At 34.8% G+C, this 15,786-nt stretch carries 16 protein-coding genes; 7 read left to right on the forward strand and 9 right to left on the reverse strand.

Annotated features, from left to right (window positions below; all coding sequences use genetic code 11):
* The first annotated feature begins 141 nt into the window (after positions 1-141).
* From Q0A18_RS12990 to Q0A18_RS13005, 4 genes are all read left to right on the forward strand, one after another.
* Positions 142-999 carry a polysaccharide deacetylase family protein gene (locus tag Q0A18_RS12990; RefSeq protein WP_292010578.1) on the forward strand — a complete coding sequence of 286 codons (858 nt, stop codon included), beginning with the start codon at positions 142-144 and terminating at the stop codon, positions 997-999.
* 377 nt (positions 1,000-1,376) lie between these two features.
* Entirely contained in the window at positions 1,377-2,036 is a 660-nt protein-coding gene (locus tag Q0A18_RS12995; protein ID WP_292010579.1) for a YggS family pyridoxal phosphate-dependent enzyme, read from the forward strand.
* A 56-nt stretch (positions 2,037-2,092) separates the two neighbouring features.
* On the forward strand, positions 2,093-3,277 hold the full coding sequence (locus Q0A18_RS13000; protein WP_292010580.1) for a sigma-54 dependent transcriptional regulator: 1,185 nt from the start codon (positions 2,093-2,095) through the stop codon (positions 3,275-3,277).
* A 78-nt stretch (positions 3,278-3,355) separates the two neighbouring features.
* Complete coding sequence (locus Q0A18_RS13005) at positions 3,356-4,717, forward strand: MATE family efflux transporter (protein WP_292010581.1); 1,362 nt, start codon at positions 3,356-3,358, stop codon at positions 4,715-4,717.
* Between the two features lie 15 nt (positions 4,718-4,732).
* On the opposite strand, the gene Q0A18_RS13010 is transcribed toward Q0A18_RS13005, so the two are convergent.
* The 4 genes from Q0A18_RS13010 to era all read right to left on the reverse strand — a co-directional run bounded on the left by Q0A18_RS13010 (position 4,733) and on the right by era (position 9,193).
* Positions 4,733-5,239 carry a GNAT family N-acetyltransferase gene (locus Q0A18_RS13010; RefSeq protein ID WP_292010582.1) on the reverse strand — a complete coding sequence of 169 codons (507 nt, stop codon included), beginning with the start codon at positions 5,237-5,239 and terminating at the stop codon, positions 4,733-4,735.
* Between the two features lie 81 nt (positions 5,240-5,320).
* Entirely contained in the window at positions 5,321-7,723 is a 2,403-nt protein-coding gene (locus Q0A18_RS13015; protein ID WP_292010583.1) for a prolyl oligopeptidase family serine peptidase, read from the reverse strand.
* 99 nt (positions 7,724-7,822) lie between these two features.
* The gene (locus tag Q0A18_RS13020; protein ID WP_292010584.1) at positions 7,823-8,251 is read right to left on the reverse strand and encodes a DoxX family protein; all 429 of its coding nucleotides are present in this window, start codon (positions 8,249-8,251) and stop codon (positions 7,823-7,825) included.
* A 66-nt stretch (positions 8,252-8,317) separates the two neighbouring features.
* Positions 8,318-9,193, reverse strand: a complete 876-nt coding sequence (era, locus tag Q0A18_RS13025) for a GTPase Era (protein WP_292010585.1) — start codon at positions 9,191-9,193, stop codon at positions 8,318-8,320.
* A gap of 127 nt (positions 9,194-9,320) precedes the next feature.
* Between era and Q0A18_RS13030 the strand changes: the two genes are divergently transcribed.
* Positions 9,321-9,884 carry a Crp/Fnr family transcriptional regulator gene (locus tag Q0A18_RS13030; protein WP_292010586.1) on the forward strand — a complete coding sequence of 188 codons (564 nt, stop codon included), beginning with the start codon at positions 9,321-9,323 and terminating at the stop codon, positions 9,882-9,884.
* 68 nt (positions 9,885-9,952) lie between these two features.
* Complete coding sequence (locus Q0A18_RS13035; RefSeq protein WP_292010587.1) at positions 9,953-10,279, forward strand: multidrug efflux SMR transporter; 327 nt, start codon at positions 9,953-9,955, stop codon at positions 10,277-10,279.
* A 38-nt stretch (positions 10,280-10,317) separates the two neighbouring features.
* On the opposite strand, the gene Q0A18_RS13040 is transcribed toward Q0A18_RS13035, so the two are convergent.
* The 5 genes from Q0A18_RS13040 to gpmI all read right to left on the reverse strand — a co-directional run bounded on the left by Q0A18_RS13040 (position 10,318) and on the right by gpmI (position 15,143).
* Complete coding sequence (locus Q0A18_RS13040; RefSeq protein WP_292010588.1) at positions 10,318-11,085, reverse strand: class I SAM-dependent methyltransferase; 768 nt, start codon at positions 11,083-11,085, stop codon at positions 10,318-10,320.
* Positions 11,085-11,894, reverse strand: coding sequence for a type I methionyl aminopeptidase (gene map, locus Q0A18_RS13045; RefSeq protein WP_292010589.1), 810 nt, complete (start codon positions 11,892-11,894; stop codon positions 11,085-11,087). Before map ends, Q0A18_RS13040 begins: the two co-directional genes overlap by 1 nt.
* Before the next feature lie 61 nt (positions 11,895-11,955).
* Complete coding sequence (locus Q0A18_RS13050; protein WP_292010590.1) at positions 11,956-12,387, reverse strand: BT0820 family HAD-type phosphatase; 432 nt, start codon at positions 12,385-12,387, stop codon at positions 11,956-11,958.
* Positions 12,388-12,480: 93 nt separating this feature from the next.
* Positions 12,481-13,458: an acyl-ACP desaturase gene (locus Q0A18_RS13055; RefSeq protein ID WP_292010591.1), complete on the reverse strand. Its 978-nt coding sequence runs from the start codon at positions 13,456-13,458 to the stop codon at positions 12,481-12,483.
* Positions 13,459-13,601: 143 nt separating this feature from the next.
* The gene (gpmI, locus tag Q0A18_RS13060; RefSeq protein ID WP_292010592.1) at positions 13,602-15,143 is read right to left on the reverse strand and encodes a 2,3-bisphosphoglycerate-independent phosphoglycerate mutase; all 1,542 of its coding nucleotides are present in this window, start codon (positions 15,141-15,143) and stop codon (positions 13,602-13,604) included.
* A gap of 159 nt (positions 15,144-15,302) precedes the next feature.
* Here gpmI and Q0A18_RS13065 point away from each other — a divergent pair, with 159 nt between their 5' ends.
* The gene (locus Q0A18_RS13065) at positions 15,303-15,626 is read left to right on the forward strand and encodes a translation initiation factor (RefSeq protein ID WP_292010593.1); all 324 of its coding nucleotides are present in this window, start codon (positions 15,303-15,305) and stop codon (positions 15,624-15,626) included.
* The last annotated feature ends 160 nt before the right edge of the window (positions 15,627-15,786 follow it).

Consider the following 15,786-nt stretch of genomic DNA (forward strand, 5'->3'; position numbering starts at 1 on the left):
TATTTTTTAATAAAAATATAAAAAAACAAACAATTTTTCATTACTCTTTAAAATGAAAAATCTTCATAAAAATGGCATATCATTTGTTGATATTCAAATCATTAATTTAGTTAGTAAAAACACAAAATTCCCTCTGATTCTATGGAAAATATATGGAGAGGAAAGTCTGGAAACAAGACTTTACTCGGAATGTTTGTATTGGTGAGTACAACATCGCTTTTATTGAACAGTTGCAAGGAGAAAAAAGATGAACACTTTGAAAAGGCAATTTCGGAAGAACAATCTGTTTCCACTACAGAAAACACCGATGATGACACTCCTTCTGATAAAAGAGTAATTTATCTTACCTTTGATGATGGTCCTAACCGCGGAACCGAAAATCTTCTTAAAATTTTACATAAAAGAAATGTTTGTGCCACTGCCTTTGTAGTAGGTAAACATGCTTATATGAGTAAAAAGCAGAAAGAAGATATGGAACTGCTAAGAAAAGATTCCCTGATAGAATTGGCCAATCATAGCTTCAGCCATGCCCACAGTAAATATGCGAAATTTTACAACAATCCAAAGCTCGTGGTAAAAGATTTTGATGCGGCTAAGGATAGTCTCAAATTATATGATAAAATAGCCCGTACTCCCGGAAGAAATATCTGGAGGCTTAATAATTTAACATTTACGGACATCAAAGCGTCTACTACAGCTGCCAACAGTCTGAAAAAAGCTGGTTATAAAATAGTCGGATGGGATCTGGAATGGAGACCCACTTCTAAAATGACATTGAAAGGAAATCACGAGGCAATGATCAAAAAAATAGATAGTGTTTTTCTAAACGACAAAGAAAAAACTTCCCGTCATCTGGTTTTCCTTACTCATGATCAGTATCTTACCGATACGGACTCTATCAATGAACTGGATATGTTCATTGAAAAACTTCAAAAAACAAATAAGTTTGTTTTCAGAACTATCTCTAAATATCCTAAGATTAATGAGACTTTAAATTAGTTTATATTTTTATTATAATATATAAAGAGGTACAATATTATTTATTGTATCTCTTTTCATTGATTAATAATGGATTAATCATTAATTCATCAAAAAGGTTTAACAAAAAATTAGGATATCCTAATTTTTGTATAAACCGTAAGACTCAGAGATTGCTACCCGAGATGAATTAATATTTCATATCATTGATATTTTTATTATATTTAGTATACTAAGACGAGTATTTGTGCGCTAGCAACAAAAAAAATCTATAGATTATGTGTTTAGCCAGATATTTTTTTGTCTGGCTTTTTTGAGGTTATTGCCGAATCCCATCATAGAATACTCTTCTTATTATTTTGTTTGGCTTTCTTGGTTTAAATGCAGACCTTTGCAATATGGATATTAAAGAGAACTATTTTGCTGTTAAAAAACAGCTCCCTGAAAATGTTCAGCTGGTGGCTGTTTCTAAAACCCATCCGGTTTCAGAAATACAGAAAGTGTATGATCTGGGACAAAAAGTATTTGGTGAAAACAAAGTACAGGAGCTGGTTGAGAAATACCCTCTCCTTCCTAAAGATATTCAATGGCATCTTATCGGACATTTACAGACGAATAAGGTAAAATATATCGCTTCTTTTGTGGATACTATCCAGAGTGTAGATTCTGAGAAAATTTTATTGGAAATTAATAAAGAAGCTGCTAAACATAACCGTATAATCAATGTACTTCTTCAGGTAAAAATTGCGGAAGAAGAGAATAAATTCGGTTTTGAAATTGCTGAAGCTGAAATACTTTTTCAAAAATATATAGATGGTAAATTTCCCCATATCAAAATTACCGGTCTAATGGGTATGGCAACATTCACGGATAATGAAAATCAGATCCGGAAAGAATTTACTGTTTTAAAGACTTTATTTGATCAATTAAGTAGATCAAAACCCCTTCAGACACTTTCTATGGGTATGAGTGATGATTTTCCTGTAGCTATTGAATGTGGTGCCAATTCGGTAAGAGTCGGGTCCGCTATCTTTGGAAAAAGGGATTATTCGATTTAACATATTTAGGAATAGTTTTTGCTAATAATTCAATCAAAAATTCTAAATTTGCAACTATGCAAAAAATCCTTATTGTAGAAGACGAAAAAGCAATCTCTGGAGTACTTCATAACATCCTTTCTGATGAATTGAGTGATTATGAATTTGTAATTGCTGAAGATGGCCTAGAAGGCTACAAACAAATAGAAAAAGAAGACTTTGCCTTAGTAATTTCTGATATTAAAATGCCCAAGGTTTCGGGAACCGAGCTTCTTAAACAAAGTTTAGCTTTAAAACCAGAAAGTACTTTTATTATGATTTCAGGACATGCTGATATTGATTCTGCAGTTTCCTGTCTTAGAGAAGGTGCTTATGACTTTATTTCTAAGCCTATTGATATTAACCGTTTAATTACAAGTGTTAAGAATGCCTTAGCTAAGGAAACTCTAAAAAAAGAGAATAAAAGTCTTCAATCTGAAAATAAGAATTTAAAGAAAAAGGTCAGTAAAAAATATCAGATGATCGGAGATTCTCCTGCATTGAAGAAAATCCAGGAAATGATAGAAAAGGTAGCTGTCTCTGATGCCAGAGTCCTTATTACCGGACCCAACGGTGCAGGAAAAGAACTGGTAGCTCATGCTATTCATAACCAAAGTGACCGTGTTAAAGGACCAATGGTGGAAGTGAATTGTGCTGCAATCCCATCTGAACTGATAGAATCTGAGCTTTTCGGACACGTTAAAGGATCCTTTACAGGAGCTATTAAAGATAAACAGGGAAAATTTGAGCAGGCTAACGGCGGTACTATTTTTCTTGATGAAATCGGAGATATGAGTCTCATTGCTCAGGCTAAGGTTTTAAGAGCTTTACAGGAAAGTAAGGTATCTCCTGTAGGAAGTGATAAGGAGATAAAAGTTGATGTAAGGGTAATTGCAGCAACGAATAAAAATATGGCAAAGGAAATTGAAGCAGGAAGATTCAGAGAAGATCTTTACCACAGATTGTCTGTTATTGAGATCTATGTACCTCCTTTAGATGAAAGGAAGACTGATATTAAACTATTGGTAGAGCACTTCTCCGGAATGATTGCTGATGAACACGGTACTGCGACTAAAAAGTTTGATGATAAAGCTATAAAAGCATTAGAAGCCCTTTCATGGACAGGAAATATCAGAGAATTGAGGAATGTTGTAGAAAGACTTATTATATTAGGAGGGAATACTGTTTCCGAAGAAGATGTTGCAAATTTTGTAAGAAAATAATTTAATCATAAATAAATTATAAAAATTTGCAGTAGTGATGCTGCAAATTTTTTTTATATCAATAAATAAACTATATATATGAACTTTTTAAACAGAAACTATACAAAAGAGTGTCTGACTTTAGCCCTACCTGTTATGCTTACTCAGGTAGGACAAGTTTCGGTGAACTTATTCGATAATATTATTGTAGGAAGATTATTGGGAGCTGACGCTCTTGCTTCTGTGTCTTTGGGAAATGCCGTATTTTTTTCCATATTCGTTTTGGCATTAGGATTTTCTTTTGCCATTCCCCCACTCGTTTCTGAGGCTCATTCCAGAGAAGATCATAAAACGATCAATTCTGTTTTCAGTCATGGTTTTGTAATCAATATGTCTGTAGGAGTAATCCTGATGGCTCTTTTATTCTTATTGATGCCTCTGCTTTACCATTCCGGTCAGCCGGCAAAAATCATTCCTGATACAGTTAATTTCTTAGGAATTATGGTTTTGAGTATTATTCCTTTTATGGCATTCCAGACTTTAAGAGAAGTTTCGGAAGGTTTATCTTATACTATAGGAGTAACCAAAGCAACGATTATTGCTAATGTTATTAATATTGTACTTAATTATGTTTTCATTAAAGGATTATGGATTTTCCCGGAAATGGGAGTAAAAGGATCCGCTTTAGCCAGTTTGATTGCCAGAATCTTTATGATGGTATTTCTTTATTTTGTTCTTTTAAAAGAAGAAAGAACGAGAAGATATATCAAGGATTTCACTTTAAGAATTCAGAATTTCTCTAAAGAAATGTTTCGGAAAATGATCAAATTGGGATTCCCTACAGCATTACAGATGTTTTTTGAAGTAACAGCATTTGCAGGTGCTGCATTTATCTGCGGATTGGTTTCCGCTCATGATATTGCGTCTCACCAGATTGCTTTAAGTATGGCTTCCTTTACCTTTAATTTATGTATAGGATTCAGTGTTGCTTCTACGGTAATGATCGGTCGAAAACTGGGAGAACAGAATTTTGTTGAACTAAGAAAAGTAGGGATCAATAATCTGAAAATAGCCTTCATATTTATGTGCATTTGCGGGATCATTTTTATTCTTGGTAGAAATATACTTCCAACATTTTTCACTAAAAAAGAGGAAGTGGAGGTTATAGCACTTGCTTCAAAGCTAATGATTATTGCTGCATTATTTCAGCTTTCAGATGGTATTCAGGTAACAGCACTGGGCATGTTAAGAGGGATACAGGATGTAAAAATTCCTTCTATCTATACTTTCATTGCATATTGGCTTGTTACCATTCCTTTAGGATATTTCCTCTGTGTAACTTTAAAAATGGGAGCTTTTGGAACCTGGATAGCATTAGGATTGGGATTAACTCTTTCAGCTATTTTTCTGGTAAAAAGATTCTTAAATATGTCTGCAAAAAAAATCAGACAAAATATATGATAATAGCGGTCTCTATCAGACCGCTATTCTTTTTCCTAAAATTATCAAGCTTTTCTCTTCACCATCTAGTACAGCTACATTGGGTAAATTTCCCCAATCTTCAAAACCAAAATATCTGAATAATTTCAGACTGGGTTCATTATGGGAGAAGATAAATCCAAGTAAAGTTTTTACTCCAAATTTCCCAGCATGATCCATACAATATTTCAGAACCTTCTTCCCTATCCCTTTTCCCCGACAGCTCTCATCCATATAAATACTCAATTCCACAGTTCCGTTATAAGCAGGTCTTCCATAGAAAGACGAAAAACTTACCCAGCCTAATACCTGGTCATTCTCATCTTCAATCATCCAAAGTGGCCTGGTTTGGGTATTATGTTCTTTAAACCATTCCAACCTGCTTTCTACAGATACATTTTCCGTATCAGCGGTTACCATTCTTGAAGGAATGGTCGAATTATAAATTTTAACAATTTTTTCCAGATCCGATAATGATGCATCCCTGAACTTCAGTTTATCCATTTTTATACGTTTGAATTCAATCCTTACAAAGATACTTTTATTGGAATTAAAAACTCGCCCCTAGAAGAGCGAGTTATCAATTTATTTCTTTAAACATTTTTCAAGGAACTGATCCTGCTCCCATAAAACGTGCAGAATATTTTCTTTAGCCTGATAACCGTGAGATTCTTTAGGTAATAATACCATCCTTACGGGGGCTCCAAGGTTTTTCAATGCCTGAAAATACCTTTCCGTCTGTAAGGTAAAAGTTCCCGGATTATTATCTGCATCTCCGTGAATCAATAATAATGGAGTTTTCATCTGGTCTGCATGCATGAAGGGAGACATGGTATTATATACTTCCGGAACATCCCAATAGTTTCTTTGTTCACTCTGGAAACCAAATGGTGTCAATGTTCTATTATACGCGCCACTTCTTGCAATTCCACAAGCAAAAAGATTGGAATGCGTCAGAAGGTTAGCCGTCATAAATGCCCCATAAGAATGTCCTCCTACAGCCACTTTTTTTCTATCTATATATCCTAGCTTATCCACAGCATTAATTGCTGCCTCTGCATTCGCTACGAGCTGGGGAATAAACGAATCATTAGGCTCTGTCTTTCCTTCTCCGATAATAGGAAAAGCGGCATCATCCAAAACGGCATATCCTTTCGCTGTCCAGTACACGAATGATCCGTAGTATGGGAAGGTAAAGTCATTAGGGTTTTGAGTATTCTGACCTGCCGTATTTTTATCTTTATATTCTGTGGGATAAGCCCAGATCAGTAAAGGAAGCTTTTCTTTTTTAGCTTTTCGGTCATATCCAGCAGGTAAATAAAGAGTTCCCGTTAAAGTAACCCCATCATTTCTTTTGTAAGTAATAACTTCTTTATAAACATCTTTAATACTTTCAAAAGGGTTTGAAAAATGTGTTACTTGTTCTGCTTTATTAGACTTGATATTCTTTTTGAAATAATTGGGATATTGACTCGCAGATTGCTGAGTGGTTAAGATCTCTCCTTTAGACGGATCAATAATATCAATAATTTCCTCTTTTACATTTTTAACATTCGAAGTATACAGTCTTTTCTTTTTCAGGGTCTTGATATCCATTTCATTGATAAAAGGATACTGCCCATCTTTAGTGAATCCTTCTCCGATAAGATAAGCTTTGTTGTTTTTCATATCAATAACGGTTCTTCCGAATTGGTTTTTAGTAGTATTAAAACTACCAGGATCACTGTATACATCCTGATAGTTTCTGTCATCAATAACTTTTGATTCGCCATTATTCAGATCTATAAGAAATGATTTCACATTTCGAGTGTCATACCAGCTTTCATTGACGATTGCATAATGATCATTCGTCCACTCCGTTCCTTCATATCGCTGCTTGATTTTCAAAAATGATTGAGGCTGTGCATTAAAAGGAGCTTCCCAGGTATAAATTTCATCTCTGTATTCTGCAGGCTTGGACTGGTCTCCCCCATCTAATGCTTCCACGTATACTAAGGTCGCAGGCAAATCATTTCTCCAGGTCATACTTCTCTTTCCAGTTCTTACTGAAGAGAATCCTTTAGGCATGATCTCACTTAAAGGAACTTCATTCACGACTTTCACATTATTTCCTTTAACATCATATACTGTAGAAGTCATCGGAAACCTGTTTAAAGGTACGATATAGGAAAACGGCTTCTTTATCGTTGTTAACAACATATAGTTTCCATCCGGAGAGAAACTTACACCTGTATACATATCTTTATCCTTAATCTTTTTTAATCCTCCTTTAAAATCCACAGAATATAATTCGGATGTGGTAAGAACCTCAAAGTTTTTCTCATCCTGAGGATTCTTAAGAAGATCCTGATACGTCCTGTTCTGAGATACTTTTCCATCTGCTGTGGAAACAATAGGTCCTGTAGGAAGATCTTTTCCTGAATCTATTAATGCAGGTCTTGCATCAGGAAGAACCTTTATTAATAAACTCTGCGAATCTTTATTCCAAGTATAGGGATTCCCCAGGTTCGCATTCAGATTGTCTTTTGTGATTTTGGCTGCATTGGCTGTTTCCAGATCTACAATCCATAATTCCACGCCTTGTCCAGTTGTATTGGTGAATGCCAGCTTTGTTTCATCAGGAGAGAACGAAATATTGGTGATTTTAGGATTAGCAGGCAAACCTTTAACCTGTATTTCATTTTTATCCTTTAATCTTCTGACTTTGATATTATTGGAGTAAGTAATTGTACTTGAAATATTGGTCACAGGATTAATCCTCAATCCTCCCAGCTTCATTTCCTGCTGATTCAGGTCTTCCAGCGTCTTATAGGTCGGACGGTAGGTAAAAACCATCCAGTCTTTCTTACTGTTGGTAAAAACACTTGGAGGTCTTTCATAGTCGGCCAGTTTTAGAATTTCAGGAGAAGGTTTTTGATAGCTTACATTTTCCTGTGCATTATAAAAATTAAGAAAAATAAGAATACAGATCGTCAATTTAAACTTCATTATATTTCATTTTCCACTAAAATAATGATAAAAACAATAAAGCAGCAAAAATTTTGCTGCTTTATATTTATATATTAAAATACGTAGTCAATAAATAGATTACCAGTCGGAAGCTCTTCTGCGTTTTTCAATAAGATGGTCTACAGCAATTTTTCCTGCTCCATATGCCATCAGTAGTAGATAAACAGATAAATACAACAGACTCATTTCCTTTTCCTTAAATGGATCTGCACCGTGAGCTACAAAAGCGGCTATTATCATAGTGAATATTAAAACACCTAAAGAAATTCTTGTAAACAGCCCCAAAATCAGAAAGATAGAACAAACAAATTCGGCAAAAACAGTAAGAATAAGAGATATTTTAGGCCCCATTCCTAAGAAATCCATAAATTTTATTTCATCTCCATCTAATAACATTTGAAGTTTTGGAAAACCGTGAGATAACATAGCAAAACCAATAAACAATCTCACTACCAAAATTATGATGTCCTTGTATATAGGACTAGAATTTGTGTTAAAATAGTTCATGTAACGAAATTTAAAATAAAGATAGTAAAAAATCTTATACTATACGATGAATATTGACATTTTGGCCTATCTGTACCCAAAATTTTTAAGGTCTCTGTCATTTTTTCGCCAGTCTTTTTTCACTTTTACAAATAAGTTCAAATGAATTTTTTTCGCGAAAAATTTCTCTAGATCCAAACGGGCTTCCGTACCTACTTTTTTAATTGCTTCGCCTTTGTGTCCGATCAAAATTCCCTTCTGCGTGTCTCTCTCCACATAGATAATTGAATCTATAAAGATAATCCCTTCTTTTTCTTTAAATTGTTCTGTTACCACTTCTACTGAATAAGGGATTTCCTTATCGTAATTCAAAAGAATTTTCTCCCTGATTGCTTCATTAACGAAAAATCTTTCAGGCTTATCAGTAAATTGATCTTTATCATAATAAGGTGGATTTTCCGGTAATAAAGATTTTATTTTAGGGAGAATAATTTCAGTATTAAATGCATTCAGTGCAGAAATAGGTAAAATTTCAGCTTTAGGAATTCTGTTATGCCATTCTTCTACCAGTTTTTCCAGTCCTTCCTGATCGGTTTGATCTACTTTATTGAGTAAAAGCAAAACAGGAACAGGAATTTTGTTCAATTTTTCAATAAGAAATTCCGAAGGCTCTGCCTTATCAGTTACATCTACGATAAACAGGAAAACATCAGCATCTTGTAATGAATCCTTTACAAAATCCATCATTTTTTCCTGAAGTCCGTATTTAGGGTCCAATACTCCCGGGGTATCGGAAAAAACGATCTGAAGATCTTCTTCATTATAAATCCCGAAAATTCTATGTCTTGTAGTCTGTGCCTTTTGCGTAACGATTGCCAACTTCTCACCCATTAACTGATTTAAAAGGGTCGACTTTCCTGCATTAGGTTTCCCTACTATATTTACAAATCCTGCTTTATGCATAAACATTATATTATCAGATGCAAAGTTAGTAAAACAAAATGGTCTTTAGAATTAATCTTAAGATTTACAGAATTTCTTTCAAAAAGTGATTTAAAACTAATAATTTTGCTTACCTCAAATTCATCTCATGGATATAGATACCGTCATTGACAATATATACAAACTTCCTGAAAACTCTAAAATAAGTTTGAAAAGACATATTACAGAGGTGAATTTTTCCAAATCCCATTGTCTCATGGAGGCTCACAAAATAATTCCTTATATCTACTTTATAAAAAAGGGAATTGTCCGTGCCTACTCTTCTACGGAAGACAATGATATCACATTCTGGTTCGGAAGTGAGGGGGAAGCCGTTATTTCTATGAAAAGCTATGTGGAAGACCAACCCGGATATGAAAATATTGAGCTACTAGAAGATAGTCATTTATATAAACTTGAAACAGAAAAACTAAGAGAGCTATTTGATCAGGATATTCATATTGCCAATTGGGGGAGAAAATTCGCAGAAAAGGAATTAATTAAAACAGAAGAATTATTTATTTCAAGACAGTTTAAAACTGCCCTAGAGCGATATCAGGATATTCTAACACAAAAACCGGATCTGATCAGAAGGGTTCAGTTGGGCCATATTGCTTCCTATTTGGGAATTACCCAGGTAAGTTTAAGCAGAATCAGAGCGGAAATAAAATAGTTTTTTTATCATTTGTAAAATTTTGATCCATATCAAATTCCGAAATTTGCAATACAAATTATTGAAGAATGAATTGGATTATCTTAGTTATTGCAGGATTGTTTGAAGTAGGATTTGCATCTTGCCTGGGAAAAGTAAAAGAAACCTCCGGTCCTGAAATGTATGGCTGGTTTGCAGGTTTTTTAGTTTCATTAACCATAAGTATGCTTTTACTTATTAAGGCTACAGAAACACTTCCTATCGGAACCGCTTATGCCGTATGGACAGGTATCGGAGCTGTAGGAACTGTTTTAACCGGAATTTTTCTTTTTAAAGATCCGGTAAGTTTCTGGAGAATTTTCTTTATCATCACACTGATTGGCTCAGTAATAGGTTTAAAAGCAGTATCCCATTAAAAATAAAATCGTCTTTAAAGAAAAGACGATTTTTTATTTTATTTCTTAAATACTACAGGTAATATTTCATTTTTATTAAGACCAAACTTCTGAATTTCTTCTTCTGAATAATTTCGGGAATAAAAATTAGGCTGTGTTGTAAAACCCGCCTCTCTTAACCGATCAAAATAATCCATTCCATACCAACGGACATGATCGTACTGCCCAAAATGTTTTTGCCTTTCTTTAGGATCTTTAATAGTAAAATCTTCATAAGTCTTTTCCTGGGAATTTCTCATAGGAACCTGAAATATTCCCCATCCTCCATGCCGCATTACTCTGTAAAGCTCACTCATGGCTTTAGCATCATCTTCTATATGTTCCAAAACGTGGTTACAAAAGACGATATCAAAACTTTTATCAGGAAAAGGAAGGTCAAGGATATCTGCTTTTACATCCACTATCGGAGAAAATAAATCCGCAGAGATATAATTCAGGTTTTTCATTCTTTTGAACTTCCGAAGAAACTCCTGTTCGGGAGCGATATGAAGAACCTTAGCGTTTTTTCTGAAAAACTCGGTTTCATTCTGGAGATAAAGCCACATCTGGCGATGTCTTTCAAGACTTAAAGTTCCCGGAGAAAGTGCATTTTCTCTTTGTTTACCATAGCCATATGGAAGAAATTTACGGTAAGATCTACCGTCAATAGGATCATAGAACTGATCCCCCTTAAAAAACTGATAGATAAGAGGTCTCGCCCATACACTCAATTTAATGAGTATTGGACGAGGAATTTTATTGAGTAAAAGCTTCGTTACTTTCTTCATTAAATTTCCATTTGGAAAGGCTTCTCTTCATCACTTTTAATACCTAAAGCATCATAGATATACTGGAAGGTAGAAAGTAAAACAGGTTTTCCGTTAACTACCGCTACATCATGCTCAAAATGAGCAGAAGGTTTATTATCAAATGTAGTTACCGTCCATCCGTCATTATGGAATTTCACTTTTTCTGTCCCTAAATTAATCATCGGTTCAATAGCAATTACCAAACCGTCTTTAATAACTTTACCACTTCCCTGTCTTCCATAGTTTGGAACCTGAGGATCTTCGTGCATCTGTCTTCCTACTCCGTGACCTACTAGTTCTCTTACCACTCCATAGCCTTCTTTTTCACAATAGATTTGAATAGCGTGGGAAATATCTCCGATTCTCTTTCCTCTGATACATTGTTCTATACCTTTATAAAGAGACTCTTTAGTAATTTTTAAAAGCTGCTTCACTTCAGGTTTTACCTCCCCTATTTCAAAAGTATACGCATGATCTCCTACGAATCCGTTAAGAACTGCTCCGCAGTCTACAGAAAGCACATCACCTTCTTTGATTTCCTCTTTATTTGGAAAACCGTGAACAACCTGTTCGTTAGGTGAGATACATAAAGAGTTCGGAAATCCTCCATAGCCTAGAAATGCAGGCTCTCCACCATGGTCTTTAATAAAATCATGTGCAAGCTTGTCTAAGTATAAAGTGGTAATTCCGGGTTTTATTTCTTTTGCCAGCATTCCCAATGTTTTGGAAACCAATTGAGCGCTCTGCTTCATCAGACGAATTTCGTCTATTGTTTTTAATTGAATCATTGTTTTACTTCAATGTATTTAATATGTGATCAGATATTAATTACTGATCTATGGGCTTTTTCTACCAGAAAAGGCCTTTTTTCTTTTCTTTTTTCAGTTTAGAATATGCGAGAACTTCTTTCCCATCTACACGGAACTCTATTCTTTGATGAATAATATTATATACTTCTCCCCAACCAGGAAATCCTCCCAGATTTCTGTCATCAATAAACCAATCTGTATCAATTTTTCTGGACTGTGTTTCAGAATCAAAAACTTCCCCTTCAAAGCTTGAGTTTACAGAATAAAATTCCAATCCGTTATTTTTGCAAAAATCAACAGCATCCTGAAGAGATTTTCCGCTTCTGTACGTCCAAAGTATCAGCCTATACCCTTCGCTCTGTAATTTCTTTAATGTTTCAAAAGCAAAAATTTTCGGTTTTCCAATCGCAGGATATGCATCATCCACGATGGTTCCATCAAAATCTACTGCAATTTTTTTATTATTTAACATCTTGTTAGTTTTTAGCTGTGCAAAGATAAGAAATAATAAAGAGTGTCGAAAAGAATCAGACACTCTTACCTATATTTTATAATTATCTCAAGATTATCTTTTAACCCAGCTAAACTGAAACTGTAAATCAGGAGTAGAAACTCTGTCCGTAATTTTCTGCAGTCTCCCCGGAAGTTTCATTAAATATTCTTGTGCTTTTTCTGCTTTTTCATTTAAACCTTTAATATGTTCGATTTTCCATTCGCTCAACAGGTCCTTAAGAATATTGATATAGTCCTGTCCGGTATATACCATACAACGTTGTGCAGCATCGGAAAAATGCCCCCAAAGCTCTCCCGCTTTCTGTCCGGATTGTCTCATCAAATGGGCTGGCATAACTATTTTCTTACGCATCATATCTTCAAATGCCAAAATCATCTCAGAAGGATCAATTTCCAGAATTTTTTCTACAAAATGTTTATATGCTTTAGCATGTCTTGCTTCATCAGCAGCAATTACCCCACACATCTTAGCCAACTTTCCGTTTCCGGATTGTTTAGCTAACGTTCCTACTCTTCGGTGAGAAATATTAGTTGCAGTTTCCTGAAAGCTTGTATAAATAAAGTTTCTGTACGGATCCATACTTGTTCCTAAATCAAAGCCGTCATTAATAAGATACTGGGTAGTAATCTCCACTTCTCTCATATTTACCCTTCCACATAGATAAAGGTATTTATTCAGTAAATCCCCATGTCTGTTTTCTTCAGCAGTCCATGCTCTTACCCAGTTTACCCATCCTACTTTTTCTTCCTGATTTACACCTTCCACTCCCATCAGCCAAGATTCATAAGAAGGTAAAGCTTCTTCCGTAATGCAATCTCCAATCAGAGTTACAAAGAGATCATAAGGCATCTCACGGGCAAAAGTCTGAATTTCTTCTAAATCGTATTTAAAGTCTTCACTTGAAGGATCAGGAAGCATGTCAGAAGGTTGCCATATTTTTTCAATAGGCGTTAAAAATTTTTCAAGAAAAGAGCTCACTTCTTTTTCAAGAATCCCCATTACTTCTTTTCTAACAAGCTTTTGATACATTTTACAATCTATATTTAGTTTACAAAGATATAATTTATTTATTATTTAAAGCATAGCAAACATTGAATACCTCATGATTTTAATCATAAAAGAATGCTGATATCATTTCTATATCAGCATTCTTTCGGCATATTTATTATGGTTTAATCAACTAATACCTCTCCTGTCATTACAGACGGAATTTCCACACCCATTACTTTAAGTATAGTCGGTGCCACATCTCCCAATTTACCGGATTTTAAATTCCATGTATGGTCTTTATCCATTACAATGAACGGAACCAAATTGGTTGAATGCTGGGTGTTAGGAGTGCCATCAGGATTGATCATTACATCGGAATTCCCATGATCCGCAAGAATAAATACGGCATATCCATGCTCATAAGCTGTAGTAGCTACTTTTTCGATACATTTATCAACCGTTTCAGCAGCTTTTACAGCAGCTTCAAAAACTCCGGTATGCCCCACCATATCTGTATTAGCAAAATTAAGACAGATAAAATCTGCTGATTCTTTCTCTAATTCCGGAACAATTGCATTGGTAATATCATATGCTGACATTTCAGGCTTAAGATCATAGGTCGGAACATCTTTGGGGCTTGGACATAATAGTCTTCTTTCCCCTTCAAATTCCTCTTCCCTTCCTCCTGAAAAGAAAAAGGTTACGTGTGGATATTTTTCTGTTTCGGCAATTCGGATCTGAGTCTTTCCATTTTTCTCGAGAACTTCTCCCATAGTATTCTGAAGAACTTCTTCATCAAATACTACTTTTACATCCTGAAAAGTCTTATCATAATTGGTGAGTGTAATATAGTAGAGATTCAATTTACGCATTCCGAAATCAGGAAAATCCTTCTGGGAAAGGACTTCTGTAATTTCCCGTCCTCTGTCTGTACGGAAATTGAAACAGATCACCACATCATTATCCACGATTTTGGCAACGGGCACGATATTACCTGTCGCCGTTTCATGAATCATAATAATAGGCTTCAAAAACTCATCAGTAACATTATGATCATAAGAATCCTGAATAGAGGCTACCGCATTTGTAGTTTGGATACCAATTCCTTCTACCAAGGCATCATAAGCCAGCTTTACACGCTCCCATCTTTTATCCCTGTCCATTGCATAATAACGGCCTACGATACTTGCCAGCTTACCTGTTGTTTTTTCCATATGATCCTGAAGCTCCTGAATGAAACCTAGTCCTGAATGCGGATCACAGTCTCTTCCATCAGTAAAGGCATGAACAAAAACATTTTCATTAAGCCCGGAATTCTTAGCTGCCGTAAGAAGACCTTTAAGGTGATTGATATGGGAATGTACTCCTCCATTAGATACCAACCCTATAAAGTGTATTTTTTTATTTTCTCTTTTGACATATTCAAAAGCATCCTGTATCACTTTTTCCTGTCCCAGCGTACCGTTTTCAACAGCCATATTCAGTTTTACAAGGTTCTGGTAAACCACTCTACCAGCCCCTAAATTCATATGCCCTACTTCAGAGTTTCCCATTTGTCCGGCCGGAAGCCCTACTGCAAGACCACTTGCTTCCAGTGTAGAATGTGGAAATTTTTTATAACAACTATCTATAAATGGTGTATTTGCTTTATCTATTGCAGAAACATTGGGATTTTTCCCTAGTCCCCATCCGTCAAGGATCGCTAATATGGCTTTTTTCGACATTTTGTATAACTTTATTTATACAAATTTATCCATTTTTCAACGAATTTAAGAATTTAAGATTCGTAAATTTTAATTAAAATTTGAAGATTATAGAATACAGGTCGTTTGTATTTTATAATGATTTACCAGAATATTAATTATTATTTTTAATTTTGCTTTATGGATTTACGAGACCAACTTAAAAACCTTTTTCCTGAGCATGAAGAACAAGATTTTGAAATGCCGGAAGAAAAATTCCAGCAAAAAGAACCTTTGATCTGTAAGTTTGAAAAAAAAGGCCGAAATGGCAAGCCTGTAACCCTCATTGAAGGGTTCGAAGGGAGTGATGATGAGCTTAAGAAAATTTCTAAAAAGATTAAAACTACTTTAGGAATAGGAGGTTCTGAAAAGGACAGTACGATTATTATTCAAGGGGATAACCGTGATAAAATCATGGAAATTCTTAAAGATATGGGCTATAAGACAAAAAGGGTCGGCGGGTAATTAAAAGTAAATCTCTATCTACAGCCTTATTCGGTTTTATAATCTCAGAAGGGAGATTATATAATCCTTGATCTTTTGATACTATATACTGTCCAAAACAGATTCTATATCTGTTTATTCCCAGAGCCGATTTGAACATGAATGTAATAATCGAAAAACA

The sequence above is a fragment of the Chryseobacterium sp. genome (assembly GCF_022712095.1).
Taxonomy (GTDB): domain Bacteria; phylum Bacteroidota; class Bacteroidia; order Flavobacteriales; family Weeksellaceae; genus Chryseobacterium.

What these genes read in the sequence shown, in the direction of transcription:
- Q0A18_RS13055 (WP_292010591.1), bottom strand. Translation starts at nt 13,458, where the DNA reads ATGTATCAAAAGCTTGTTAGAAAAGAAGTAATGGGGATTCTTGAAAAA.
- Q0A18_RS13050 (WP_292010590.1), bottom strand. Translation starts at nt 12,387, where the DNA reads ATGTTAAATAATAAAAAAATTGCAGTAGATTTTGATGGAACCATCGTG.
- era (WP_292010585.1), bottom strand. Translation starts at nt 9,193, where the DNA reads ATGCATAAAGCAGGATTTGTAAATATAGTAGGGAAACCTAATGCAGGA.
- Q0A18_RS13035 (WP_292010587.1), top strand. Translation starts at nt 9,953, where the DNA reads ATGAATTGGATTATCTTAGTTATTGCAGGATTGTTTGAAGTAGGATTT.
- Q0A18_RS13010 (WP_292010582.1), bottom strand. Translation starts at nt 5,239, where the DNA reads ATGGATAAACTGAAGTTCAGGGATGCATCATTATCGGATCTGGAAAAA.
- Q0A18_RS13005 (WP_292010581.1), top strand. Translation starts at nt 3,356, where the DNA reads ATGAACTTTTTAAACAGAAACTATACAAAAGAGTGTCTGACTTTAGCC.
- map (WP_292010589.1), bottom strand. Translation starts at nt 11,894, where the DNA reads ATGATTCAATTAAAAACAATAGACGAAATTCGTCTGATGAAGCAGAGC.
- Q0A18_RS12995 (WP_292010579.1), top strand. Translation starts at nt 1,377, where the DNA reads ATGGATATTAAAGAGAACTATTTTGCTGTTAAAAAACAGCTCCCTGAA.
- Q0A18_RS13065 (WP_292010593.1), top strand. Translation starts at nt 15,303, where the DNA reads ATGGATTTACGAGACCAACTTAAAAACCTTTTTCCTGAGCATGAAGAA.
- Q0A18_RS13015 (WP_292010583.1), bottom strand. Translation starts at nt 7,723, where the DNA reads ATGAAGTTTAAATTGACGATCTGTATTCTTATTTTTCTTAATTTTTAT.
- Q0A18_RS13020 (WP_292010584.1), bottom strand. Translation starts at nt 8,251, where the DNA reads ATGAACTATTTTAACACAAATTCTAGTCCTATATACAAGGACATCATA.
- Q0A18_RS12990 (WP_292010578.1), top strand. Translation starts at nt 142, where the DNA reads ATGGAAAATATATGGAGAGGAAAGTCTGGAAACAAGACTTTACTCGGA.
- Q0A18_RS13040 (WP_292010588.1), bottom strand. Translation starts at nt 11,085, where the DNA reads ATGAAGAAAGTAACGAAGCTTTTACTCAATAAAATTCCTCGTCCAATA.
- gpmI (WP_292010592.1), bottom strand. Translation starts at nt 15,143, where the DNA reads ATGTCGAAAAAAGCCATATTAGCGATCCTTGACGGATGGGGACTAGGG.
- Q0A18_RS13000 (WP_292010580.1), top strand. Translation starts at nt 2,093, where the DNA reads ATGCAAAAAATCCTTATTGTAGAAGACGAAAAAGCAATCTCTGGAGTA.
- Q0A18_RS13030 (WP_292010586.1), top strand. Translation starts at nt 9,321, where the DNA reads ATGGATATAGATACCGTCATTGACAATATATACAAACTTCCTGAAAAC.